Annotated in this window: 18 protein-coding genes; 2 read left to right on the forward strand and 16 right to left on the reverse strand. The window is 40.7% G+C overall.

What is annotated here, in order from left to right; all coding sequences use genetic code 11:
- The first annotated feature begins 111 nt into the window (after window positions 1-111).
- Both NA23_RS08120 and NA23_RS08125 read left to right on the forward strand, forming a co-directional pair.
- Window positions 112-1260 carry a hypothetical protein gene (locus tag NA23_RS08120; RefSeq protein ID WP_033192162.1) on the forward strand — a complete coding sequence of 383 codons (1149 nt, stop codon included), beginning with the start codon at window positions 112-114 and terminating at the stop codon, window positions 1258-1260.
- Window positions 1257-2738 carry an STN domain-containing protein gene (locus tag NA23_RS08125; RefSeq protein WP_033192163.1) on the forward strand — a complete coding sequence of 494 codons (1482 nt, stop codon included), beginning with the start codon at window positions 1257-1259 and terminating at the stop codon, window positions 2736-2738. The genes NA23_RS08120 and NA23_RS08125 overlap by 4 nt, the downstream gene beginning before the upstream one ends.
- 7 nt (window positions 2739-2745) lie before the next feature.
- Here the strand turns inward: NA23_RS08125 and NA23_RS08130 are convergent, their stop codons facing one another.
- The 16 genes from NA23_RS08130 to NA23_RS08205 all read right to left on the reverse strand — a co-directional run bounded on the left by NA23_RS08130 (window position 2746) and on the right by NA23_RS08205 (window position 17730).
- Entirely contained in the window at window positions 2746-3003 is a 258-nt protein-coding gene (locus tag NA23_RS08130; protein ID WP_033192164.1) for a hypothetical protein, read from the reverse strand.
- A gap of 238 nt (window positions 3004-3241) precedes the next feature.
- The gene (locus tag NA23_RS08135) at window positions 3242-3679 is read right to left on the reverse strand and encodes a hypothetical protein (protein ID WP_033192165.1); all 438 of its coding nucleotides are present in this window, start codon (window positions 3677-3679) and stop codon (window positions 3242-3244) included.
- A 98-nt stretch (window positions 3680-3777) separates the two neighbouring features.
- Complete coding sequence (locus NA23_RS08140) at window positions 3778-4230, reverse strand: hypothetical protein (protein ID WP_033192166.1); 453 nt, start codon at window positions 4228-4230, stop codon at window positions 3778-3780.
- A gap of 171 nt (window positions 4231-4401) precedes the next feature.
- The gene (locus NA23_RS08145) at window positions 4402-4857 is read right to left on the reverse strand and encodes a biotin/lipoyl-containing protein (RefSeq protein ID WP_033192167.1); all 456 of its coding nucleotides are present in this window, start codon (window positions 4855-4857) and stop codon (window positions 4402-4404) included.
- Window positions 4851-5375 (reverse strand): OadG family protein, encoded by a 525-nt coding sequence (locus tag NA23_RS08150; protein ID WP_033192168.1) that lies wholly within the window; start codon window positions 5373-5375, stop codon window positions 4851-4853. Before NA23_RS08150 ends, NA23_RS08145 begins: the two co-directional genes overlap by 7 nt.
- A 53-nt stretch (window positions 5376-5428) precedes the next feature.
- Window positions 5429-6967: an acyl-CoA carboxylase subunit beta gene (locus NA23_RS08155; RefSeq protein ID WP_203225746.1), complete on the reverse strand. Its 1539-nt coding sequence runs from the start codon at window positions 6965-6967 to the stop codon at window positions 5429-5431.
- Between the two features lie 47 nt (window positions 6968-7014).
- Window positions 7015-7422 carry a methylmalonyl-CoA epimerase gene (gene mce / locus NA23_RS08160; RefSeq protein WP_033192170.1) on the reverse strand — a complete coding sequence of 136 codons (408 nt, stop codon included), beginning with the start codon at window positions 7420-7422 and terminating at the stop codon, window positions 7015-7017.
- A 92-nt stretch (window positions 7423-7514) separates the two neighbouring features.
- Entirely contained in the window at window positions 7515-7838 is a 324-nt protein-coding gene (locus tag NA23_RS08165; RefSeq protein ID WP_033192171.1) for a Crp/Fnr family transcriptional regulator, read from the reverse strand.
- The gene (locus NA23_RS08170) at window positions 7825-8556 is read right to left on the reverse strand and encodes a cyclic nucleotide-binding domain-containing protein (protein ID WP_033192172.1); all 732 of its coding nucleotides are present in this window, start codon (window positions 8554-8556) and stop codon (window positions 7825-7827) included. Before NA23_RS08170 ends, NA23_RS08165 begins: the two co-directional genes overlap by 14 nt.
- A 51-nt stretch (window positions 8557-8607) precedes the next feature.
- Window positions 8608-11220 carry a preprotein translocase subunit SecA gene (secA, locus tag NA23_RS08175; protein WP_033192173.1) on the reverse strand — a complete coding sequence of 871 codons (2613 nt, stop codon included), beginning with the start codon at window positions 11218-11220 and terminating at the stop codon, window positions 8608-8610.
- A gap of 123 nt (window positions 11221-11343) precedes the next feature.
- Window positions 11344-12513 carry a 2-oxoacid:acceptor oxidoreductase subunit alpha gene (locus NA23_RS08180; protein ID WP_033192174.1) on the reverse strand — a complete coding sequence of 390 codons (1170 nt, stop codon included), beginning with the start codon at window positions 12511-12513 and terminating at the stop codon, window positions 11344-11346.
- On the reverse strand, window positions 12506-12739 hold the full coding sequence (locus NA23_RS08185; protein ID WP_033192175.1) for a 4Fe-4S dicluster domain-containing protein: 234 nt from the start codon (window positions 12737-12739) through the stop codon (window positions 12506-12508). Before NA23_RS08185 ends, NA23_RS08180 begins: the two co-directional genes overlap by 8 nt.
- A 37-nt stretch (window positions 12740-12776) precedes the next feature.
- Entirely contained in the window at window positions 12777-13928 is a 1152-nt protein-coding gene (locus tag NA23_RS08190) for a sodium ion-translocating decarboxylase subunit beta (RefSeq protein WP_033192176.1), read from the reverse strand.
- A gap of 128 nt (window positions 13929-14056) precedes the next feature.
- The gene (gene iadA, locus NA23_RS08195) at window positions 14057-15220 is read right to left on the reverse strand and encodes a beta-aspartyl-peptidase (RefSeq protein ID WP_033192177.1); all 1164 of its coding nucleotides are present in this window, start codon (window positions 15218-15220) and stop codon (window positions 14057-14059) included.
- 41 nt (window positions 15221-15261) lie between these two features.
- Window positions 15262-16476, reverse strand: coding sequence for a cyclic nucleotide-binding domain-containing protein (locus NA23_RS08200; protein ID WP_033192178.1), 1215 nt, complete (start codon window positions 16474-16476; stop codon window positions 15262-15264).
- Between the two features lie 66 nt (window positions 16477-16542).
- A complete protein-coding gene (locus tag NA23_RS08205; RefSeq protein WP_033192179.1) occupies window positions 16543-17730 on the reverse strand; it encodes a glycine C-acetyltransferase in 1188 nt (395 codons plus the stop codon).
- Window positions 17731-18000: the final 270 nt, after the last annotated feature.

Raw genomic sequence — 18000 nt, forward strand, 5'->3', positions numbered from 1 at the left:
AATCCTTTGAACACCAAAAAATTCGGTGGGGATGTTTTGAACTTTAGAAAATGATATGATTTTTGGATATTTTTATTTCAAAAGTATTCTTGATTCTTTGGGGGGTAAAAAATGTACAAGAGATTGTTTGTTTTTCTGAGTTTTGTTGTTCTCCTAACCATTGTTCAAGCAATTGAAGTTTCGTTCTTTAATACTAATATAAAGGACGCACTAAACATGCTCTCTGTAGAAACGGGAGTTGTTATTATATATGAACCTTCCGTTAGCGGAGCTGTCAGTATACAGACCGAAGATGAATCGATCGAGAAAATTTTGGATCTCTTGCTCATGCCATACAGCTATTATTGGACTAAAGTGGACGGTGTGTATTTCATAGGCAGTACAAATCCAAATTCAAGTGGTTTTACAAACGTTGCAAGAGTTTATCAAATTCCTCTTAAGTATAACCCTGCAGAGATGATAATGGGTGCACTTCCAAGGATTTTCCAAGATTATATGCTAAAGCCAATTAATCAAAACAGCCTACTTGTCTACGCACCTCCCCCGATAGCCTCAAAAATTGCTTCTTTTGTTTCCCAAATAGATTTACCAATTAAGACAGAGGAAATTTACGTAAAAATATTGGACATTAGCGAGAGGTTTTTAAATACGCACTTAATCGATATTGGAATACAACCTTACGTTTCTGGTGTTGCTTATGTGCCTAACATTTTTCAGATACCTCTTTTTGGCACAAACCTCTATCTGCTTTTGAATCTCTCAAACTCTGAAGGTGGCAACTCTGAGGTAGAAGTGCTTTACGAGGGTAAAGTTAAGGCAACGAATGGAGTTCAAAGTAAACTAACCGCTCAGCGCAATTATACTACAATGCGATACGTCGATGGAAAACTGACCAGTGTAATAAACCAAGCCATTGTTGAAATGAATATAACCCCAAAATTTTTGTATAATAGATGCGTGTTGGATTTATCACTCAAAATAGAGGGTTTTCCGTTTACAAATGAACTGAATTTCGAAACTCGTGGTACCTCTTTGCAGACAACTTTGAATTTAGAATATTCTAAACCCTATCTTGTTGGTTCGTTCAGTTACGAAAGAACTGTCCAAAAAGAAGGTGGAATTAGTTTTCTAAAAGATCTACCCATAGTCGGATGGCTTTTCAAGAAATATTACAACGAATCTGAAAAACGTTATATTATCTTCTTGGTATCCGTTGGTACGAACATGGAAAAAGATGTACTGGTCGGTGATTCAAGATGAAGAGAATTGCACTCTTAGCTTTTATTCCTCTAACGTGTTTCGGTGCACGCATTTTATCGATCACTCTCGACTTTTCAAATGCAGCACTCTCAGATGTTCTTAATCACCTATCTAATGAGTCGAATGTGAATTTTGTGTACTCATCAGAATTTGGTAGCAGGTCTGTTTCAGTATCCCTACAAAATGTAGATCTCGAAACTGCATTGAGAATGGTTCTGTTACCCTTGAATCTCGATTTTGAAAAAATCACCAAAGACACTTATGTGATACTCAACCTTTCGAAATACGGTTCTATGCCAAGATACGCAGCTACATATGATCCGCGCTACGTATCTCCAGAAATGTTATCAAAAATTCTTGATAAGATGAAGATAGAAAACTACGTGCTGGGTGGTAGATTAACGTATTACGTATTTAGCCATAATCAGCTTATGCAGGTAAGAAACGTTTTATCAAAACTTGATACTGAACATGATGAAAATTCACAATCAGTATTGCTCAAAATAACCTATCTTTCTACTTCTGAACTTAGAACGCTTAAGGAATTGTCAATTGAAGACCTTGGAAAGATACTGTTCACCGAAAGATATACAACCTTCTCCACCACCACACACTATGTCTTGTTTAATTACACCTTAAAACAATCGAATTCCACACCGTATTCTCTTAATGATCCTACCGTAACTACTGAGGAAACGACTTTAGGAAGATATGAACTAAATGAAGGGGATTTTAGAATAAGTCTAATTGTCTTAGGAAAAGGTAATAATGTGATTATTAATGCGTCAAACGAGTTTTCGCAAGTTGAGGTTCCAGTTTTAGAAAACGTACGGGAGGAAAACCTTTCAGGTGCCGTCCTAAAGTCCGGGAATTTCTTAGTTTTTATAGAAGCCAACAGAATTGACAGTTCCATGTGGACTGGTAAGAATGGTCTGACAACTGAAATTGAGAAAGTTAAGAAAGCAACGGATGGTAAGTTATTATTAAATTCTTTTGAAGTGTTTCTCAACGAAACCAGAGCAAAAATATCACTATCAAACGATAATAAGAGATTTTCTTTAGAGTTGGCAAACAGCACGGAAACGGGAATGATCGGTTGGAATGTTGAATCCTCAAGCATGTTTGTTAATATCCTCAGCGGAACTTACATTGGTATATCTTACAATTTTCCTAAGAACTCGTTTCGTCTTTTGTTAGAAGATGAGATTAAGATTTTTGATCAACTGTCTGTAACCCCGCAAATTTCGTACGATTTTACGAATGGCTCTTTCTCAATAAAGGTGTGGGCAGATTTTACTTTATCGTTTTCACAAACGAGGCTGCTACTAAGTACAAGAATCTCAAGAGAGTATACCGCTAATACGGTTAACTTAGGTTTCACAGCAGCCCTGGGTTTTGGAATAAACACGGGAGAATATTGGGTTGGTCTTTATGTAGAGGATAGAAAGCTAGGGTTCTATGGTTCAGTCAAGTGGTAAGTGTCCTTTAAAACGGGTAAAAAGTAAATTCTAAGGTCACGGGAAACTCTTCGGTCTGGAGGTTTCCCCAATCTATATCGAAAGCAACCGAGAGATTTCCTTCCAACTTCTTCGAGGGGACTGAGATAGTTTGACCAATGTTGATTGGCTCGGAGCCAATTCTTAACTGCCTTGGTGCAACAACGGTTTGAATTGAATTTTCAGGAACGTACACGTTGACAGAAATTTTGAATCGCTTATTAGATTGTATACTTATGAATCCCACGACACCTTCGGAACTTTCCGGATCCAATGGAATGGGATGAGATTCGTTGTATTCCCATTGAACTTTTACAGTTTGCTTGACTGTGAATGTGAGAACCTGACTCCAAGTTAATCCTCCTGGTTCAAGCAGTGCGTAAAAAATACCGGAACCGAAGGTGTTGACTGCATATACGATAAGTAAAAAAAGATAGATAATTTTCTGTTTCTCCGTCGTTGATCACTCCTCAGATCTTAATAGCTCAAAACGGCAAGAACACAAACGTCAACAGCAACGTAAAGTCATCAGGCAACTCAGTAAATGTAAAGTATATAACCAAATCTCCGTATAACCAACGATTGGAAACAGAAGTGGGATACGCAGAATTTAGGGATATCCAGTCGTTTTTTATCCTGATTCGGCTTACATTAATACCTGTTGCATCAAAAATCTGCGCAACTGCGTAGACTTTGAATTTGATGTCTGAATATATGTATATCCTTCCTATTGTTGCAAGTTTGTTTACGTCATCAAAAATAAATCTCTGGTTTTCATCGTAGAACCACTGAATGTTTATAACAGCCCCAAACGTTGATAGAGCAAAAGAAGTTACAAGAACAACTATGGCAAGTGTTAACGAAAAGTTTTCTACAATCAAGTAACGCATACTTACAATAGTCTTAAAATTATCGTTGAACAAATTCATCACCACCTTTATTATACCACAACTTTCAAAAAACTAAGAGGGGCCTTAAGCCCCTCTCAAATATTTTAAACCTTTCACTGAAGTATTAAGTATTAGAACGGAAGGAATGTGAAGTCAAATTTCACTTGAAAGTCGTTTCCCACATTCAAAACCTCGGGGTTAAACACAACAGCAAATGCTCCTGACAAAATTTTTGTTGAAACTTGCGTTGGAGAAGCACTTGAGTTTGATAACGTTGTTGAACCAACTTTAAGAGAGACTACTTGAACACCTGTTGGTAAGGTACTACCAACGCCATAGTAAACTTTGAACTGTTTGTTTGACTTAAATTCGATGTTCCCAACTGTAGCCGTATAGTTTGTGTCGTCAACCGCAAAAGTTTGATTTTCATCATAGTCCCATGTAACTCTAATCCACTGTCTCACAGAGAATGTCAAAGTCTGGCTCCAAGCAGTGCTTTGGTTCAATTGCAAAGTTACACTTCCAGCCGCAAGCATAAGCCCCGTAAGTAACACCATCAACGAAACTACAAAAATCCTTCTCATATCACTACCTCCCCTTTAGTGTAGTTTTGCATCTGTTTTTTAACCGACACTTGGGATTATAATAACGCCGGACGGAAAAAGAAAGGAAAAAGTGAAAAAAAACAATAAAAAACACCGATGGCCAAAAAAGCGACCATCGGTGTTTCGATAGTATATTTTTTTGAAAAAGATTTACTCTAGTTCCACCAGTACCTGCCCTGTGTCTACTGTGTCGCCTTCCTTCACATGTATTTTTTTGACGGTACCAGGCCTGTCTGCAACTATGTCGTTTTCCATCTTCATTGCTTCAAGAATTACAACTTTTTGCCCATATTCTACCTTCTGGCCTTCGCTAACTAAAACTTTGAGGATAACGCCCGACATCGGAGAGATTATTTTCGCACTTAGACCTGATGAGCTCACTGCCGGTTCTTGTGTTGATTGTGTTGGTCGTGGTACTTTTGTTTCTACAACCGCAGGACTTTTTTCTCCAAGGGCTTGCGATTGTGTTTGGACAGGTTGTGAAACTGTCTGGACGCTCTGAGTTATGGTGTTCTGAACACTTTGAGTTTGCTGAACAGCTCCGAGCTCTTCAACTTCAACCACGTACTCTTTTCCATTAACCCTGACAACGAATTTTCTTACCATCTATTTCCACCTCGCCATCCGTATGTTCTCCATTCTTCCCATCCACGCTGTCCTTTGATTCTTGTAGTCCTTGTTGCACTTGGAGGAACCTTGGTTACAGACCTAACAACAACGTTTGTTCCAAGTACAGCATAGATTGCGCCAAAAACGGCCGCTATTTCTTCAGATTCATCTACTTTCGTTTGTGAAGTAGGTTGAATGCTTTTTTCCGAGATATTTTGCGTAGTTTGTACAGATTGTTCTTCTCTAGTTTCACCAGGTGCTTTTACTGATGGAATTTTCATCTGCTTATTCTTGCTTACTCCGAAATATTCCATCAGTTTAAATATCGCGTAAAGTATTACAAAAGCAAGGAAAACAGTCGTTATTCCAACAATTGTCACCGTGAGTTCTATTGGCAATAATGTTGTCTGTGTAGCGGTTTGAGCTGTTGTTTGAACCAATGACGCCGCCTCGTTAATTAGTTGAGTAGCTTGGAGTGTTTGAGATAATTGTGTTACCGTAGCTTCAATAGGCATTTGTTTATCACCTCGTTAGTGTTTGGAAACTTCGAATCAGAAAGTTACGAGTATTACAGCGGTATGTTTCCGTGTTTTTTTCTCGGTCTTGACTCAACTTTTGTCGCACTGTACTCAAGTGCTTTTTCGATCCACGTTCTTGTTTCTACTGGATCAATTACGGCATCTATATAACCTCTTGATGCTGCGACATATGGATTTGCAAAGAGTTGTCTGTACTCTTCTATTTTCTGCTTTCTTGTTTCTTCTGGATTTTCGGAAGAGTCAATTTCTTTTTTGAATATGATATTGGCTGCGCCATCCGGACCCATAACAGCAATTTCTGCCGTCGGCCAGGCAGCTACAAAATCAGCCCCTAGGTGTTTACTGCCCATCGCGATATACGCCCCACCGTATGCCTTTCTCAAGATTATCGTTATTTTTGGAACCGTAGCCTCACTGTAAGCGTACAGCAATTTGGCGCCATGCCTGATTATTCCTCCGTGCTCTTGTTTTGTTCCTGGTAGATATCCCGGTGTATCAACAAATGTGATAATCGGAATGTTGAACGCATCCAAGAACCTTATAAACCTTGCCGCTTTGTCAGAGGAGTCTATATCAAGCACACCAGCAAGGTAGTTTGGTTGGTTTGCAACAATTCCAACAGACCTTCCGTTGATTCTTGCAAAGCCAACAACTATGTTCTTTGCAAAATGTTCGTGCACCTCGAAAAACGTTCCTTCGTCGACAACTTTCTTTATCACATCACGTACGTCAAAACCTTTCTTAGGATCAACAGGAACTATCGTATGAATATCTGAACTATTTGGAACTGTCACTTCCCCTTCAAAAGGTGGTTCTTCCATATTGTTCTGCGGAATGTAAGAAATTAGTTTTTTAACCATTTCTATAGCTTGTTTATCATCTGACGCTAAGAAATGCGCGTTTCCGCTCTTGGTGTTGTGAACGAACGCACCTCCGAGGTCTTCTTTTGATATGTCTTCGCCTGTAACAGCCTTTATGACGTTTGGACCGGTGATAAACATCTGTGCCGTTTTGTCAACCATCACGACAAAATCTGTTATTGCTGGAGAATAAACCGCCCCTCCGGCGCATGGACCTGCGATAACGGTGATTTGTGGTATTACACCGGAAGCTATTGTGTTCCTGAAGAATATCTCTCCGTAGCCGTAAAGTGAATCAACACCTTCTTGGATTCGCGCACCGCCAGAATCGTTTATCCCAACAAGTGGGATGCCCATTTTAAGCGCCAAATCCATTACCTTCATTATCTTTTTTGCGTGCATTTCTCCAAGTGAACCACCCATTACTGTAAAATCCTGTGAAAACGCGGCAACAGGTCTTCCATTGACTTTTCCAATGCCCGTTACAACACCATCGGCCGGCAACTTCATCTTATCAAGACCAAACATCGTGTTTCTGTGTTTTACGAATTTATCAATCTCTTCGAAAGTTCCCTCATCAAATAAGAGTTGGAGTCTTTCGCGAGCTGTCAATTTCCCTTCTGCATGTTGCTTTTCTATTTTGTCCCGGCCACCACCTTGTTCAACTTCAGCTTCCATGGATTTGAGCTGCTGTATAAGTTCTTCCATCTCCATCTAATCCACCCCTTTTATTAATCTATTACCATGCATCGTAATCAATGCTCGCCTTCCACGAGCTCAATTAAAACTCCTCCTGTTGTTTTCGGATGTAGGAACAAAACTCTTGTTCCACCAGCGCCAGGCTTTGGTTCTTCAGATAGTGGTTGAAGCCCGTGAGACTTTGCCAAAGCCACGGCTTCGTCGATACCGTGTACGTTAAAGGCAATGTGATGGATTCCCTCGCCTTTCTTTTCAAGGAAGCCTGAAACTTCCGAATTTTCATTCATCGGTTCAAGCAATTCGATTCGTGTATCTCCGACTTTTATAAAGTAAACTCTTAGCCCCCGCTCGGGAAGTTCCTCAATTTCTGTAACTTCTAATCTCAGAAAATCTTTGTACAGTTTTAGCTTTTCTTTTGCATCTTTAACCGCTATTCCAATATGGTCTATTCTGTTTGTATGCATACCTTAGTTCACCCCCGAAAGTAATTTTACTGCTTGTCTTCTAATTACATTCTACAGATTTTTCATAACTTCTCAAACCCTTTTAAAGCTGTTCATAACCATCCTAAGGCTTTTGCAGTTCTTCTCATAAAGCTTTTGAGTGCTTCCTTTCCAACTTCAGTTTTTACGTATATGTCTTTGAATTCGTTTTTTTCGCAGCGTATTACTTTCACATCGCCAACGGCAATGCAGGTTTCTGTATAAGGTTCATCAACCAGGGCTTCAAGTCCAAACACATCTGGAAGTTCCTCGGAAAGTATTGTCTCATATGCGCCCAAGGAAACCTTTACCTTCCCAGACTTCACGATATACACGTACGGCTCTTTCTTGTCTTTTTCAATTATCTTATCTCCATCCTTGAATTCAAGAGTTTCCACGTAGCATCACCTCTAAAACTCTTGCCATTTTGGCGTACCTTCTGTATATGATGTTACCTTCTTCTCTATATATGCTCTCCAACGTCTTTATTGCCTCGTAAGAGTAGTCCAGAAGATGTGAGTAGTAGAGCAAAACCTTTTTCAGCAAGGCTTTAGCAACGTATCTGTCATTTAGAACAATATAAACCTTTGCAGCTGTTTCAATAAGAAGCTTCCCACCGATTTGTTCTTCTGGAAAGCGTTCAACGAATTTCTTCACCAAATTGACTTTAGTGAGCAATTTGTCATCCTCAAGGCTTTCTATCAATTCTACAGCTTCGTCTTTATCTTCAGGCAATTCTCCACCAGAAAGAGTTAAGAGGGCTTCTATTTGATTAAGGTATTCATCCATGTTTTCCGTTTCAAAATTGAAGTCATCTAAGACAAGATTTTCCAAATCTATCGATGTCTCGTATATGATTTTTCTCAAGGCGATAATACTTCGGATAATTCTTTCGTATTCATTTTCTAAGTTTGTTTCGACAATTTCAGATTCTTCTAAGGCTATTACGTCATCCTCCAAAGGGATTTGAAGTAAGTACTCAACAAGTGCCACGTAGTCGCCTTTCGTCAAGTCGTGATATGTATCATGTCTTGTTTCTCGGATTGTACCTGAAATGATCTTGAACAGTGTCTTGGGTACTTCTCCTTTTCTAAAGATTACTCCCTCGACCTTCATCTTTTCACCTTCTTTGAAAAGATGTACGTGTTTTTAGTACTTTGGCATGCGCTATCCTCTCTTAATCTTTAGCTTCGGCTTCCTGTTACCTGACTTATCTTGTTTACTTTCCTCAATAAGTTTGAACTCTTCATGGATTGTGCTAACCCTTGCGAGCTCTTTTTTCGATTCTTCCTCGGCTTTGTTGTCAACTCTCCTGAGGTTGAGTAGGTAAGAAACGGCCAGCTCGTAATTGCGCATCATCATGTCTGTGAACATTTCATAAGTTTCCTTCTTGAACTCCAAAACAGGATCCTTTTGGCCGTAACTTCTTAATCTAACAGATTCCTTGACGTGTTCGACTTCTTCAAGATATTGTCTCCAATTCTCGTCTATGATCCTCAACACTATGAATTTTGCGACGTGTTCAAAATCTTCTTCTCCGAATTCTTTTTTCTTCGATTCATAGGCTTGTTTGATGCGATTTATGAGTTCTTCCTTGAGCTTTTCTCTGTCGTCGTATTTTTCTATAATTTCATCGACGTTCACATAGTCTTTTATTATGGCAAATGAGTCTTTAAGCCCTTCCTTGTTCCATTCAGGTGTTGAACAGAATTCCTCCAATCTTGATTCTACAAAGTTTTCAATCGCCTCTTCCATGAAATGGTCAACGTTGTGCTGCAATATGTAATCTCTGTAGCCGTAGATTGCTCTTCTTTGTGTATCTAAGACGCTATCAAGTTCGAGCAGGAATTTACGCACTCCAAAGTTTATACCCTCGACCTTCTTTTGAACTTGCTCTATCAATTTGGTCAACAAAGGATGGTATATCGGCTGACCCGGTTCGATTTTCACCATGTCCATGACCTTTTGTATCCTGTCACCACCGAAGATTCTCATTAAGTCATCTTCAAGCGAGAGAAAGAATATCGACTCCCCAGGGTCTCCCTGCCTACCTGACCTTCCGCGTAGTTGGTTGTCTATCCTTCTGCTCTCGTGCCTTTCTGTTCCTATAACCAACAATCCACCAAGCTCTTTAACACCAGGTCCGAGCTTGATGTCCGTTCCCCTACCAGCCATATTGGTGGCAATTGTGACCATGCCTTTTTGACCGGCTTGAGCTATAATCTGCGCTTCTTTTTCGTGGTACTTTGCATTCAAAACTTGGTGAGGAATTTTCTCTTTTTTGAGCATTTCACTGAGTCTTTCGCTTTTTTCTATGGACGTCGTTCCTACAAGAACAGGTTGCCCTTTCTCGTATCTTTTCTTTATCTCCTCAACAATTGCTTTGTATTTTTCTTCGACGGTCCTGTAAATTAAATCGTCCCTGTCTACCCTTATCATCGGCTTATGAGTCGGGATAACGACAACATCAAGCCCATATATTGCTTTGAATTCTTCTTCTTCCGTTTTAGCAGTTCCGGTCATACCTGCGAGCTTTTCGTACATCCTGAAATAATTCTGATAAGTTATCGTAGCGTATGTTATGCTCTCCTCCTTTATTGGAACGCCTTCCTTTGCCTCTATTGCCTGATGCAATCCTCCACTGTAGCGCCTTCCAGGAAGAACACGACCTGTGAATTCGTCGACAATCAAGACCTGCCCGTTGTGAACTATGTAATCAACGTCCTTTTTGAACAAATGAATCGCTTTGAGTGAGTTTATTATGTGATAGATGCTGTTAACGTTTGCTGGATCGTATAAGTTATCAACGCCAAGTAACCTTTCAAGGTAATCTATGCCTTCGTCCGTTAAAATCACCGAACGATGTTCTTCATCTACTTTAAAGTGCTTGTCTTTCTCTAAACGTTTCGCAATTTGGTAGAATTGTTTGTAAACCGCTGCATTGTTCTTCGATGGACCACTGATGATGAGCGGTGTTCTTGCCTCATCTATTAGTATGCTGTCGACCTCGTCGACTATGGCATAAAAGTGCCCAGTTTGAACTTTGTCTTCTATCGATATAACCAGGTTGTCTCTGAGGTAATCGAATCCAAATTCCGAATTCGTTCCGTATGTTACATCGCACCGGTAAGCTCCCTTTTTGCTCACCTCTATTACATCTACTTCGAACGCTTCGACGGCCTTTTTGACTTTTGCTTCGTCTGGTAAGAACTCCCCGTCGAAATCGTCAGGCCAGACGCAATAATTTTCTTCAAGACCTTTCTGAGCTAACTCTGGGTTTTTCCAAACTACTTCATATGCCTTACCAGATGTTGTTATAACTCCCACCCTTAGACCGAGGGCCAGATATATCGGTCCCATCCACATGGCATCCCTTTTGGCAAGGTAGTCGTTCACCGTAACCATGTGGATGTTTCTGTTCATTAGGGAGTTCAATACAACAGGTAAGGTTGCAACCAAAGTCTTGCCTTCTCCAGTTTTCATCTCCGCAATTTTTCCTTTGTGGAGCACTATGCCACCAATTAATTGAACATCGAAATGTCTCATTCCTACGGTTCTTCTCGCTACTTCTCTTGTAAAAGCAAAAATATCAACCAGATATTCGTCCAGTTCATCTAAGCTTTCCAACGTCCCCTTCTTTGATAAAACGTATTCTTGCATCTGCAGAAACGACATGTTCCGTACTTGTGGTTCGAGCTCGTTTATTTGCTCAACCAACTTCCTTGCCTTTCTTATTTCCATTTCGTTCTTATCAAACAACTTTTTCAAGCTTTTGAGCATTTTCCAAGTCCTCCTACTATCCTTTTTGTTTATTAATTTTCGTCGGTTCAAGAATATTTTACCACAAGAAAAGAAAAAGGTCATCCTGCCGATTAGCAAGGATGACCAGAAAGAAAACGTATATTAGAAATCTATGCCTTCGAGGAGCATGTTATTAAGTTCGTTCAGTATTTCATGAGGTGCTATGAGCTCACCGCCAACCCTGCTGAGTAATCTCAATTTCGTGCCTGGCTTTATCAGTTTTACAACTTCACTGGCGTACTGTCCTAAGTTCATCTCAGCAACCAAAACGTTTTGAACATTCGCGAGTTTCTTTCTCATCTTTTCTATAGGAATTGGCCATATTGTTATTGGCCTAAGCAAGCCTACTTTTATTCCTTCCTTCCTTGCTATAAGCACAGCTTCCTTTGCCGACCTTGCAACTGAACCATAGGCAATTATTACCGTCTCAGCATCGTCCGTCATGAATTCTTCGCACTCGGCTATTTTATCGATATGTAACTTAATCTTGTTAACAAGCCTTCTGATGAGTTTTTCAGCGGTTTCCGCCGTGGCCATTGGGAATCCTGATTCATCGTGAACCAAACCGGAGACGTGGAAGTGGGCCTTACCCATTTCTACGAGTGAAGGTGGAAGGTTCTCGGCATACTCACTTTCAGAAAATGGTACAAAAAGTTCTTCTTCCTCAAGTTCGCGGGATGAAAGCCTTTCAATTATTTCAATTTCACTATCTGGTGGTAGCATAAAGTTTTCGTACATATGGCCAAGTACTTCATCCATCAAAAGTACCACAGGTGTTCTGTACTCTTCAGCTAAGTTGAAAGCTTTAATAGTGTACCTGTAAACTTCCTCCACTGTCGAAGGATAAAGCGCTATAATCGCATGATCACCATGCGTTCCCCACCTTGCTTGCATTATATCACCTTGGGATGGTTTGGTGGGCATACCAGTTGATGGCCCTCCGCGCATAACGTTAACAAAAACCGTCGGTGTTTCCGTCATTATCGCATAACCTATAGCTTCTTGCATGAGGCTAAAACCTGGTCCACTTGTTGCTGTCATAGACTTTACTCCCGCAAGCGATGCACCTATAATCGCAGCGGCACTCGCTATTTCATCTTCCATTTGTATGAAAACCCCTCCGACTTTGGGAAGTTCTTTTGCCATCGTTTCGGCTATCTCAGAGGATGGAGTAATTGGATAACCAGCGTAAAAACGGCAGCCTGCCTTTATCGCACCATATGCGCAAGCTTCATTTCCTTGCCAAAACACCATCCTTGGATTCTTAGGCATTTTCAACACCCGCCTTTTGTTCTTCTTTGATCTCGACGATATTTATAACAAAATCAGGACACAGATTCTCACACATCAAACATCCAATGCACGTACTGTGGTCGTAAACTGCTGGTTTATTAAGCTCACCCTGAACAATTGTCTTTGTGGGACACACATGATAACAAATCCCACAAGCCTTACACCATTCGTACTTTATCTCAACTCTGTACTGCTTTTTAGCCATTTTCTTACCTCCCTAAAATCAGTTCTTCTTCGGACAATTACTTGAAAATAGCCAGGAACACACCTGCAGCAACTGCTGATCCAATGACCCCGGCAACATTCGGTGACATAGCGTGCATGAGTATGAAGTTAGTTGGATCCTCTTCTTGAGCAAGTTTTTGAGCAACCCTTGCAGAATCAGGAACTGCAGAAACTCCCGCAGCACCAATAAGTGGGTTGACCTTGTTTTTTAAGAACAAATTCATGAACTTGGCAAATAGAATACCGCTTGAAAGAGCGGAGACAAATGCGAACGCTCCCATGCCAAATACAAGTAAAGATTGTGGTGTCAAAAAGATATCGGCCCTTGCCGAAGCTCCAACAGACAAGCATAGCAAGATAGTCACAGTGTCGAGTACGTACCTGCTCGCTGCTTCAACAAGGCGCTTCACATTGCCAACTTCCCTGAGAAGATTACCAAACATCAGTGGTCCAACCAACGTTAAAGATTGTGGAACCAAAAGTGCGGTAACAAGTGTCGTGATCAGCGAAAAGATGATCTTTTCGGTTCTGGTAACCTTTCTCGGCGGGTTCATTCGGATTAACCTTTCCTTTCTGGTTGTCAGAAGCTTAGATACAGGTGGTTGGAGTATTGGAATAAGCGCGATGTAAGAATATGCAGCGATTGCTATTATCGACAAAAGCTCTGGAGAGAATTTTGTGGAAACATAAATCGACGTTGGTCCGTCTGCACCTCCGATGATACCAATGGCCGCAGCTTGCTTTAAAGTAAATCCAAAAGCCCTTGCAAGCAAGAACGTTATGAATATTCCAATCTGAGCTGCTCCACCGAGGAATATGGTAATTGGATAAGATAACATGAACGAAAAATCCGTCAACGCACCGATACCAAGAAAGATTAATGGTGGGTAAATCCCTAAGTCAAGTCCTTTCTTTATGTAATACATAAATCCACCAGGAATGAACCGACCATCTGGAAACGTCTGCGGTGGGTTCAAGATACCTGTTGCAAGTGGTGGAATGTTGGAAAGAACGATACCAAAAGCGATAGGTATCAACAACAGTGGCTCGGCATCTTTTTTAACGGCAACGTATATCAGAACACCAGCAATGGCTATCATGAAGATGTTGCCAAATGTCATTTGAGAAAACGCCATTGTTCTGATAAAAGCAAGAAACTCCTCCAGCATTTGCTCTGGCCTCCTGGTTTTTATTTTGATATCTTTCTCAATATCCAGTATACTATCTTCGCAGAGACTTTTCAACAAGAAACACGAAGAACAAAACTAAGTATATGGGAATATTTCATTGAATTGTCTCAAAATTCAAAGTTTAAGTTCTTCATTACCCCATCTTTCATCAGAAATTCACCTTTACTGATTACGCTCACGATTTCAAAACTCTGTTCGTCTACCAAAATAAAATCTGCATCCTGCCCCTTTGCTATTTTCCCCTTATTCAATTTGAAGACCCTTGCAGGATTCGTAGTTGAGATTTTGAGAACTTCCGCCAGTGGTAGACCTTTTTCCAGTACTTTGCGAATAGTGTACCAAACTGCACTGACACTCCCAACATCAAGTCCTACAAAGTTCCCATTATCATCGAACTTTGGAAGACTGCCTTGCCCATCTGAGGAGATAGTTACATTATCAAGTAACCCGTTTTCATATGCTTCGCATATTGCATCTATCGTGGTAAATTCAGCACGAACAAATTCAGCGTCTTTCGGCTGAAGCGCGGTTAGGTCGATTGTTCCACCCCGTTTAGCGAATTCAAGACCTTGTTCAAAAAGCTTCCTGCTTCTGCTCATGTGTGTAGGATACAGATGTTGGATTGGGATTTCCGTTTTTTCTATGATATCGAACAGATATTCAATTCCTCTTTTGCCAGATCCGACATGGAAATTCACGATACCAGCTTTACCGGAAATCATCCCTCCAACCCTTATATCGGCAACGATTCTTAAAATTTCCTCAAGTGTCGGTTGGGAAGACCTGTGGTCAGATATGGCGATTTCGCCAACACCGATGACCTTGTCGATCAATACAATGTCCCTCATGATGCTTCCAGTGAACGTTACTGGAGGAACACGATAAGAGCCTGTGTATATGAAAGTGTTTAACCCTTCGCTTTCAAGAGATTTTGCTTTAGCGTACAGGTTCTCAAGACTTCTGGTAATACCATCGGTCCCAAGACATCCAACAACCGTTGTCACCCCGCTTCTTATGCAGTCTGAAATTTTCAACTCTGGAGTTCTGGTTTCAAATCCCCCTTCTCCACCCCCGCCAGTTATGTGAACATGCGGATCGATAAGCCCGGGCAATAGCAAAAGTCCGTTGGCATCGTAAATTTCGTGCTCAAAAGGGAGAACTGAAGTATTCACACCTTCGCCCACGTGGATGACTTTATGGTAAAAAATGACGTCCTTTTTTCCAATATACTCAGGTGAAAATACTTTGGCGTTCTTTATAATTTTTATCATTTCCTTCCTCCTTGAGTTTGCAACCAGAGTGAATGAGCTACTTAAACACCGATCGAACCATCAATGCCTATCTTGTATCCCATTCTTTTTACTTCTTCGATTACTCGTTCAACATTTACGTCGACCAAATAAGCTATATCTCGCACACTCACTTTTGCTTTACCAAAAATTGGTTTAAAATAATTTATCGCCATAATCGTTCTTTGGATCTGATTACCCTGACTCTTTATTTCCAACAGCTGTTTCACTTGCATTATACGTCTAAGCTGTGACTCACATATCTTCAAAATAAAACCGGGATTTGTTAAAGCCGCCTTTTCTATACTCTCAGTGCTAAGTGGTATTATATCTGTTGGGGATATCGAATAAAGTGTTGCCATCCTTGTTTTCGAATTCATTATTGCGCCCTCTCCAACAAATTCACCAGGTCCTACTATACTCATCAAGACTTCCCTATCTTCAAAAAGCTTCACCGCCTTTAAATATCCCTTTAGAACAAGAAACGCCTCGGTAGCAACCTCACCCTCCAATGTTACAATCGTTTCGCTTGGAAGGTGCAATCCCGCTTTCATGTATATCTCCAGAATCTCTTGCTTCTCTCCACCTTTGTAAAAACTCGTTAAGTACAAATAAGACAGATGTTCGGAATAATCTTTTGGACTTAGGCGTCTAAAATGTACATCTGCCTTTTCAGGTTCTAAAATCATGCTCAACAATGTGTGCCATATCATTATTTCTTTTCTGAGCTCTTCGTTAATCGTTTGAGGCATGAGTTTTACAATTACATCGTATGCTTCTTTGTAGTAACCTGCTGCGTAAAGTGATTTGACTTGGAGCATATCTTGAAAAATACTGTCTGTAATTTTATAGGCCCCCGGATGCACTTTGTTAAAAAATCTCATCCTATCCGGTCCAACGTACGTTGGGATTTCTTGAGATTCTGTAAGCTCAGAATCGATTAGGAGTAACCTCGCAGCTACCGACGGAATTATGTTTTTTAAAGCTTTCCCTGTGTGCTCGAAGTTGTAAATCTCATCTGGCTTTATAGCAAAAAGCGTTACTTCGCTTACCGAAACGACTTGCTCTTGTGATGGCAGGTTGAAAAGAGCCCATTCTCCAAGTGCCCCTGTTTCAATGCGCATTGTTCTATTAAAGAGCTTAGTTTCGACTATACCATCAATTAAGTAGTACAAATACCGGGGAACTTCCATATAATCGTAGATTTTCGTTCCCGCTGGGAGTACGAAAGTCTCCATGGTTCCATCTCCTCAGATAAAAAGGTTCAAAGAAAAACCGGGCACATTGTGCCCGGCTTAATTTTATCATATAACGGCCAATTTCTTTCCGACTTTCTCAAATTTCTCAAGCGCAAAGTCAAGGTCTTCCTTCGAATGCACGGCGCTTATCATCACCCGTATCCTTGCCTTTCCTTTCGGAACGGTTGGATAACCTATCGCCTGTGCAAAGATACCTTCTTCGAAGAGTTCTTTACTGAACTGAGTTGCAACCTTCGCATCGTAAAGCATAACAGGTGTTATCGGCGTTTGGCTCACTCCAAGGTCGAAACCTAGCTTTTTCATCTCCGTTTTGAAATAATCTGCATTGTTCCAGAGCCTCTTAACCCTTTCATCGCTCTCTTGCAGTATCCTGACAGCCTCAAGACAAGCTGCCACATCAGCAGGTGTGAGTCCTGTGCTGAAAAGGAATGGTCTTGCTTTTTGCTTCAGATATCTAACAAGCGTTTCACTACCTGCGATGTAACCTCCAAGCACACCAAATGCTTTAGAAAGCGTTCCTATTTCCATATCAACTTTCCCATGGAGTCCAAAGTGATCCACGATGCCTCTTCCAGCTCTACCAAGGACACCTTCCCCGTGCGCATCGTCAACCATGACAGCGGCACCGTATTGTTCTGCAAGGTTGACTATCTCTGGAAGCGGAGCGATATCTCCATCCATACTGAAGACACCATCTGTTACTATTAGTATCCTTCTTGCTTTTTGGACATCCCTTGCTTCTTTGAGCCTTGCTTCCAATTCGTTCATATCGTTGTGTTTATAAACGTACCTTTTCGCCTTTGAAAGTCGAACACCATCGATTATGCTTGCATGATTAAGCTCATCGGAAATAATGGCATCGTTCTCATCACCAAAAATTGTTGGGATCGCTGCCTGATTTGCCACAAATCCTGACTGCAAGAAAATAGTAGCTTCAGCTCCCTTAAATTCGGCAAGTGCTTTCTCGAGTTCTTCGTGAATCTTCATCGTTCCTGCGATAGTTCGAACGGCTCCAGGTCCAACTCCCCATTCCTGAATCGCCTTTATCGCTGCTTGTTTGAGCCTTTCATCGTTAGCAAAACCAAGATAGTTGTTCGAGCAGAGGTTCAGCACTCGTTTACCATTGACAACGATCCATGCACCCTGTGGAGACTCAAGCGTGCGTATATTAATGTAAAGTCCTTCGTTCTTCAATGTTTCCATTTCGTCTTCTAAGATTTTGTAGTTAAACATAATCTCCCCCCTTTGAAAATCAGTTTTTAATTGATGCTGTTAACTAAAAGTATTGAAAATTTCCAAAAACCGTATTATCTTCTTATTAGTGGAACACCCCCCACCATCAATTCTCACAAAAAGGAGGTACTCCACTATGCAAAATTCTGTAGTCTCTTGCCCCAAATGCGGCTCTACCAACATCTACAAAAACGGTCATGATAAGTACGGTAACAACAATACTTTTGCAAAGACTGTAAGCGCACTTTCAGACTTGTTCATTCAAAAAAA

Source organism: Fervidobacterium islandicum, assembly GCF_000767275.3.
In the GTDB taxonomy this organism is placed as follows: Bacteria; Thermotogota; Thermotogae; order Thermotogales; family Fervidobacteriaceae; genus Fervidobacterium; species Fervidobacterium islandicum.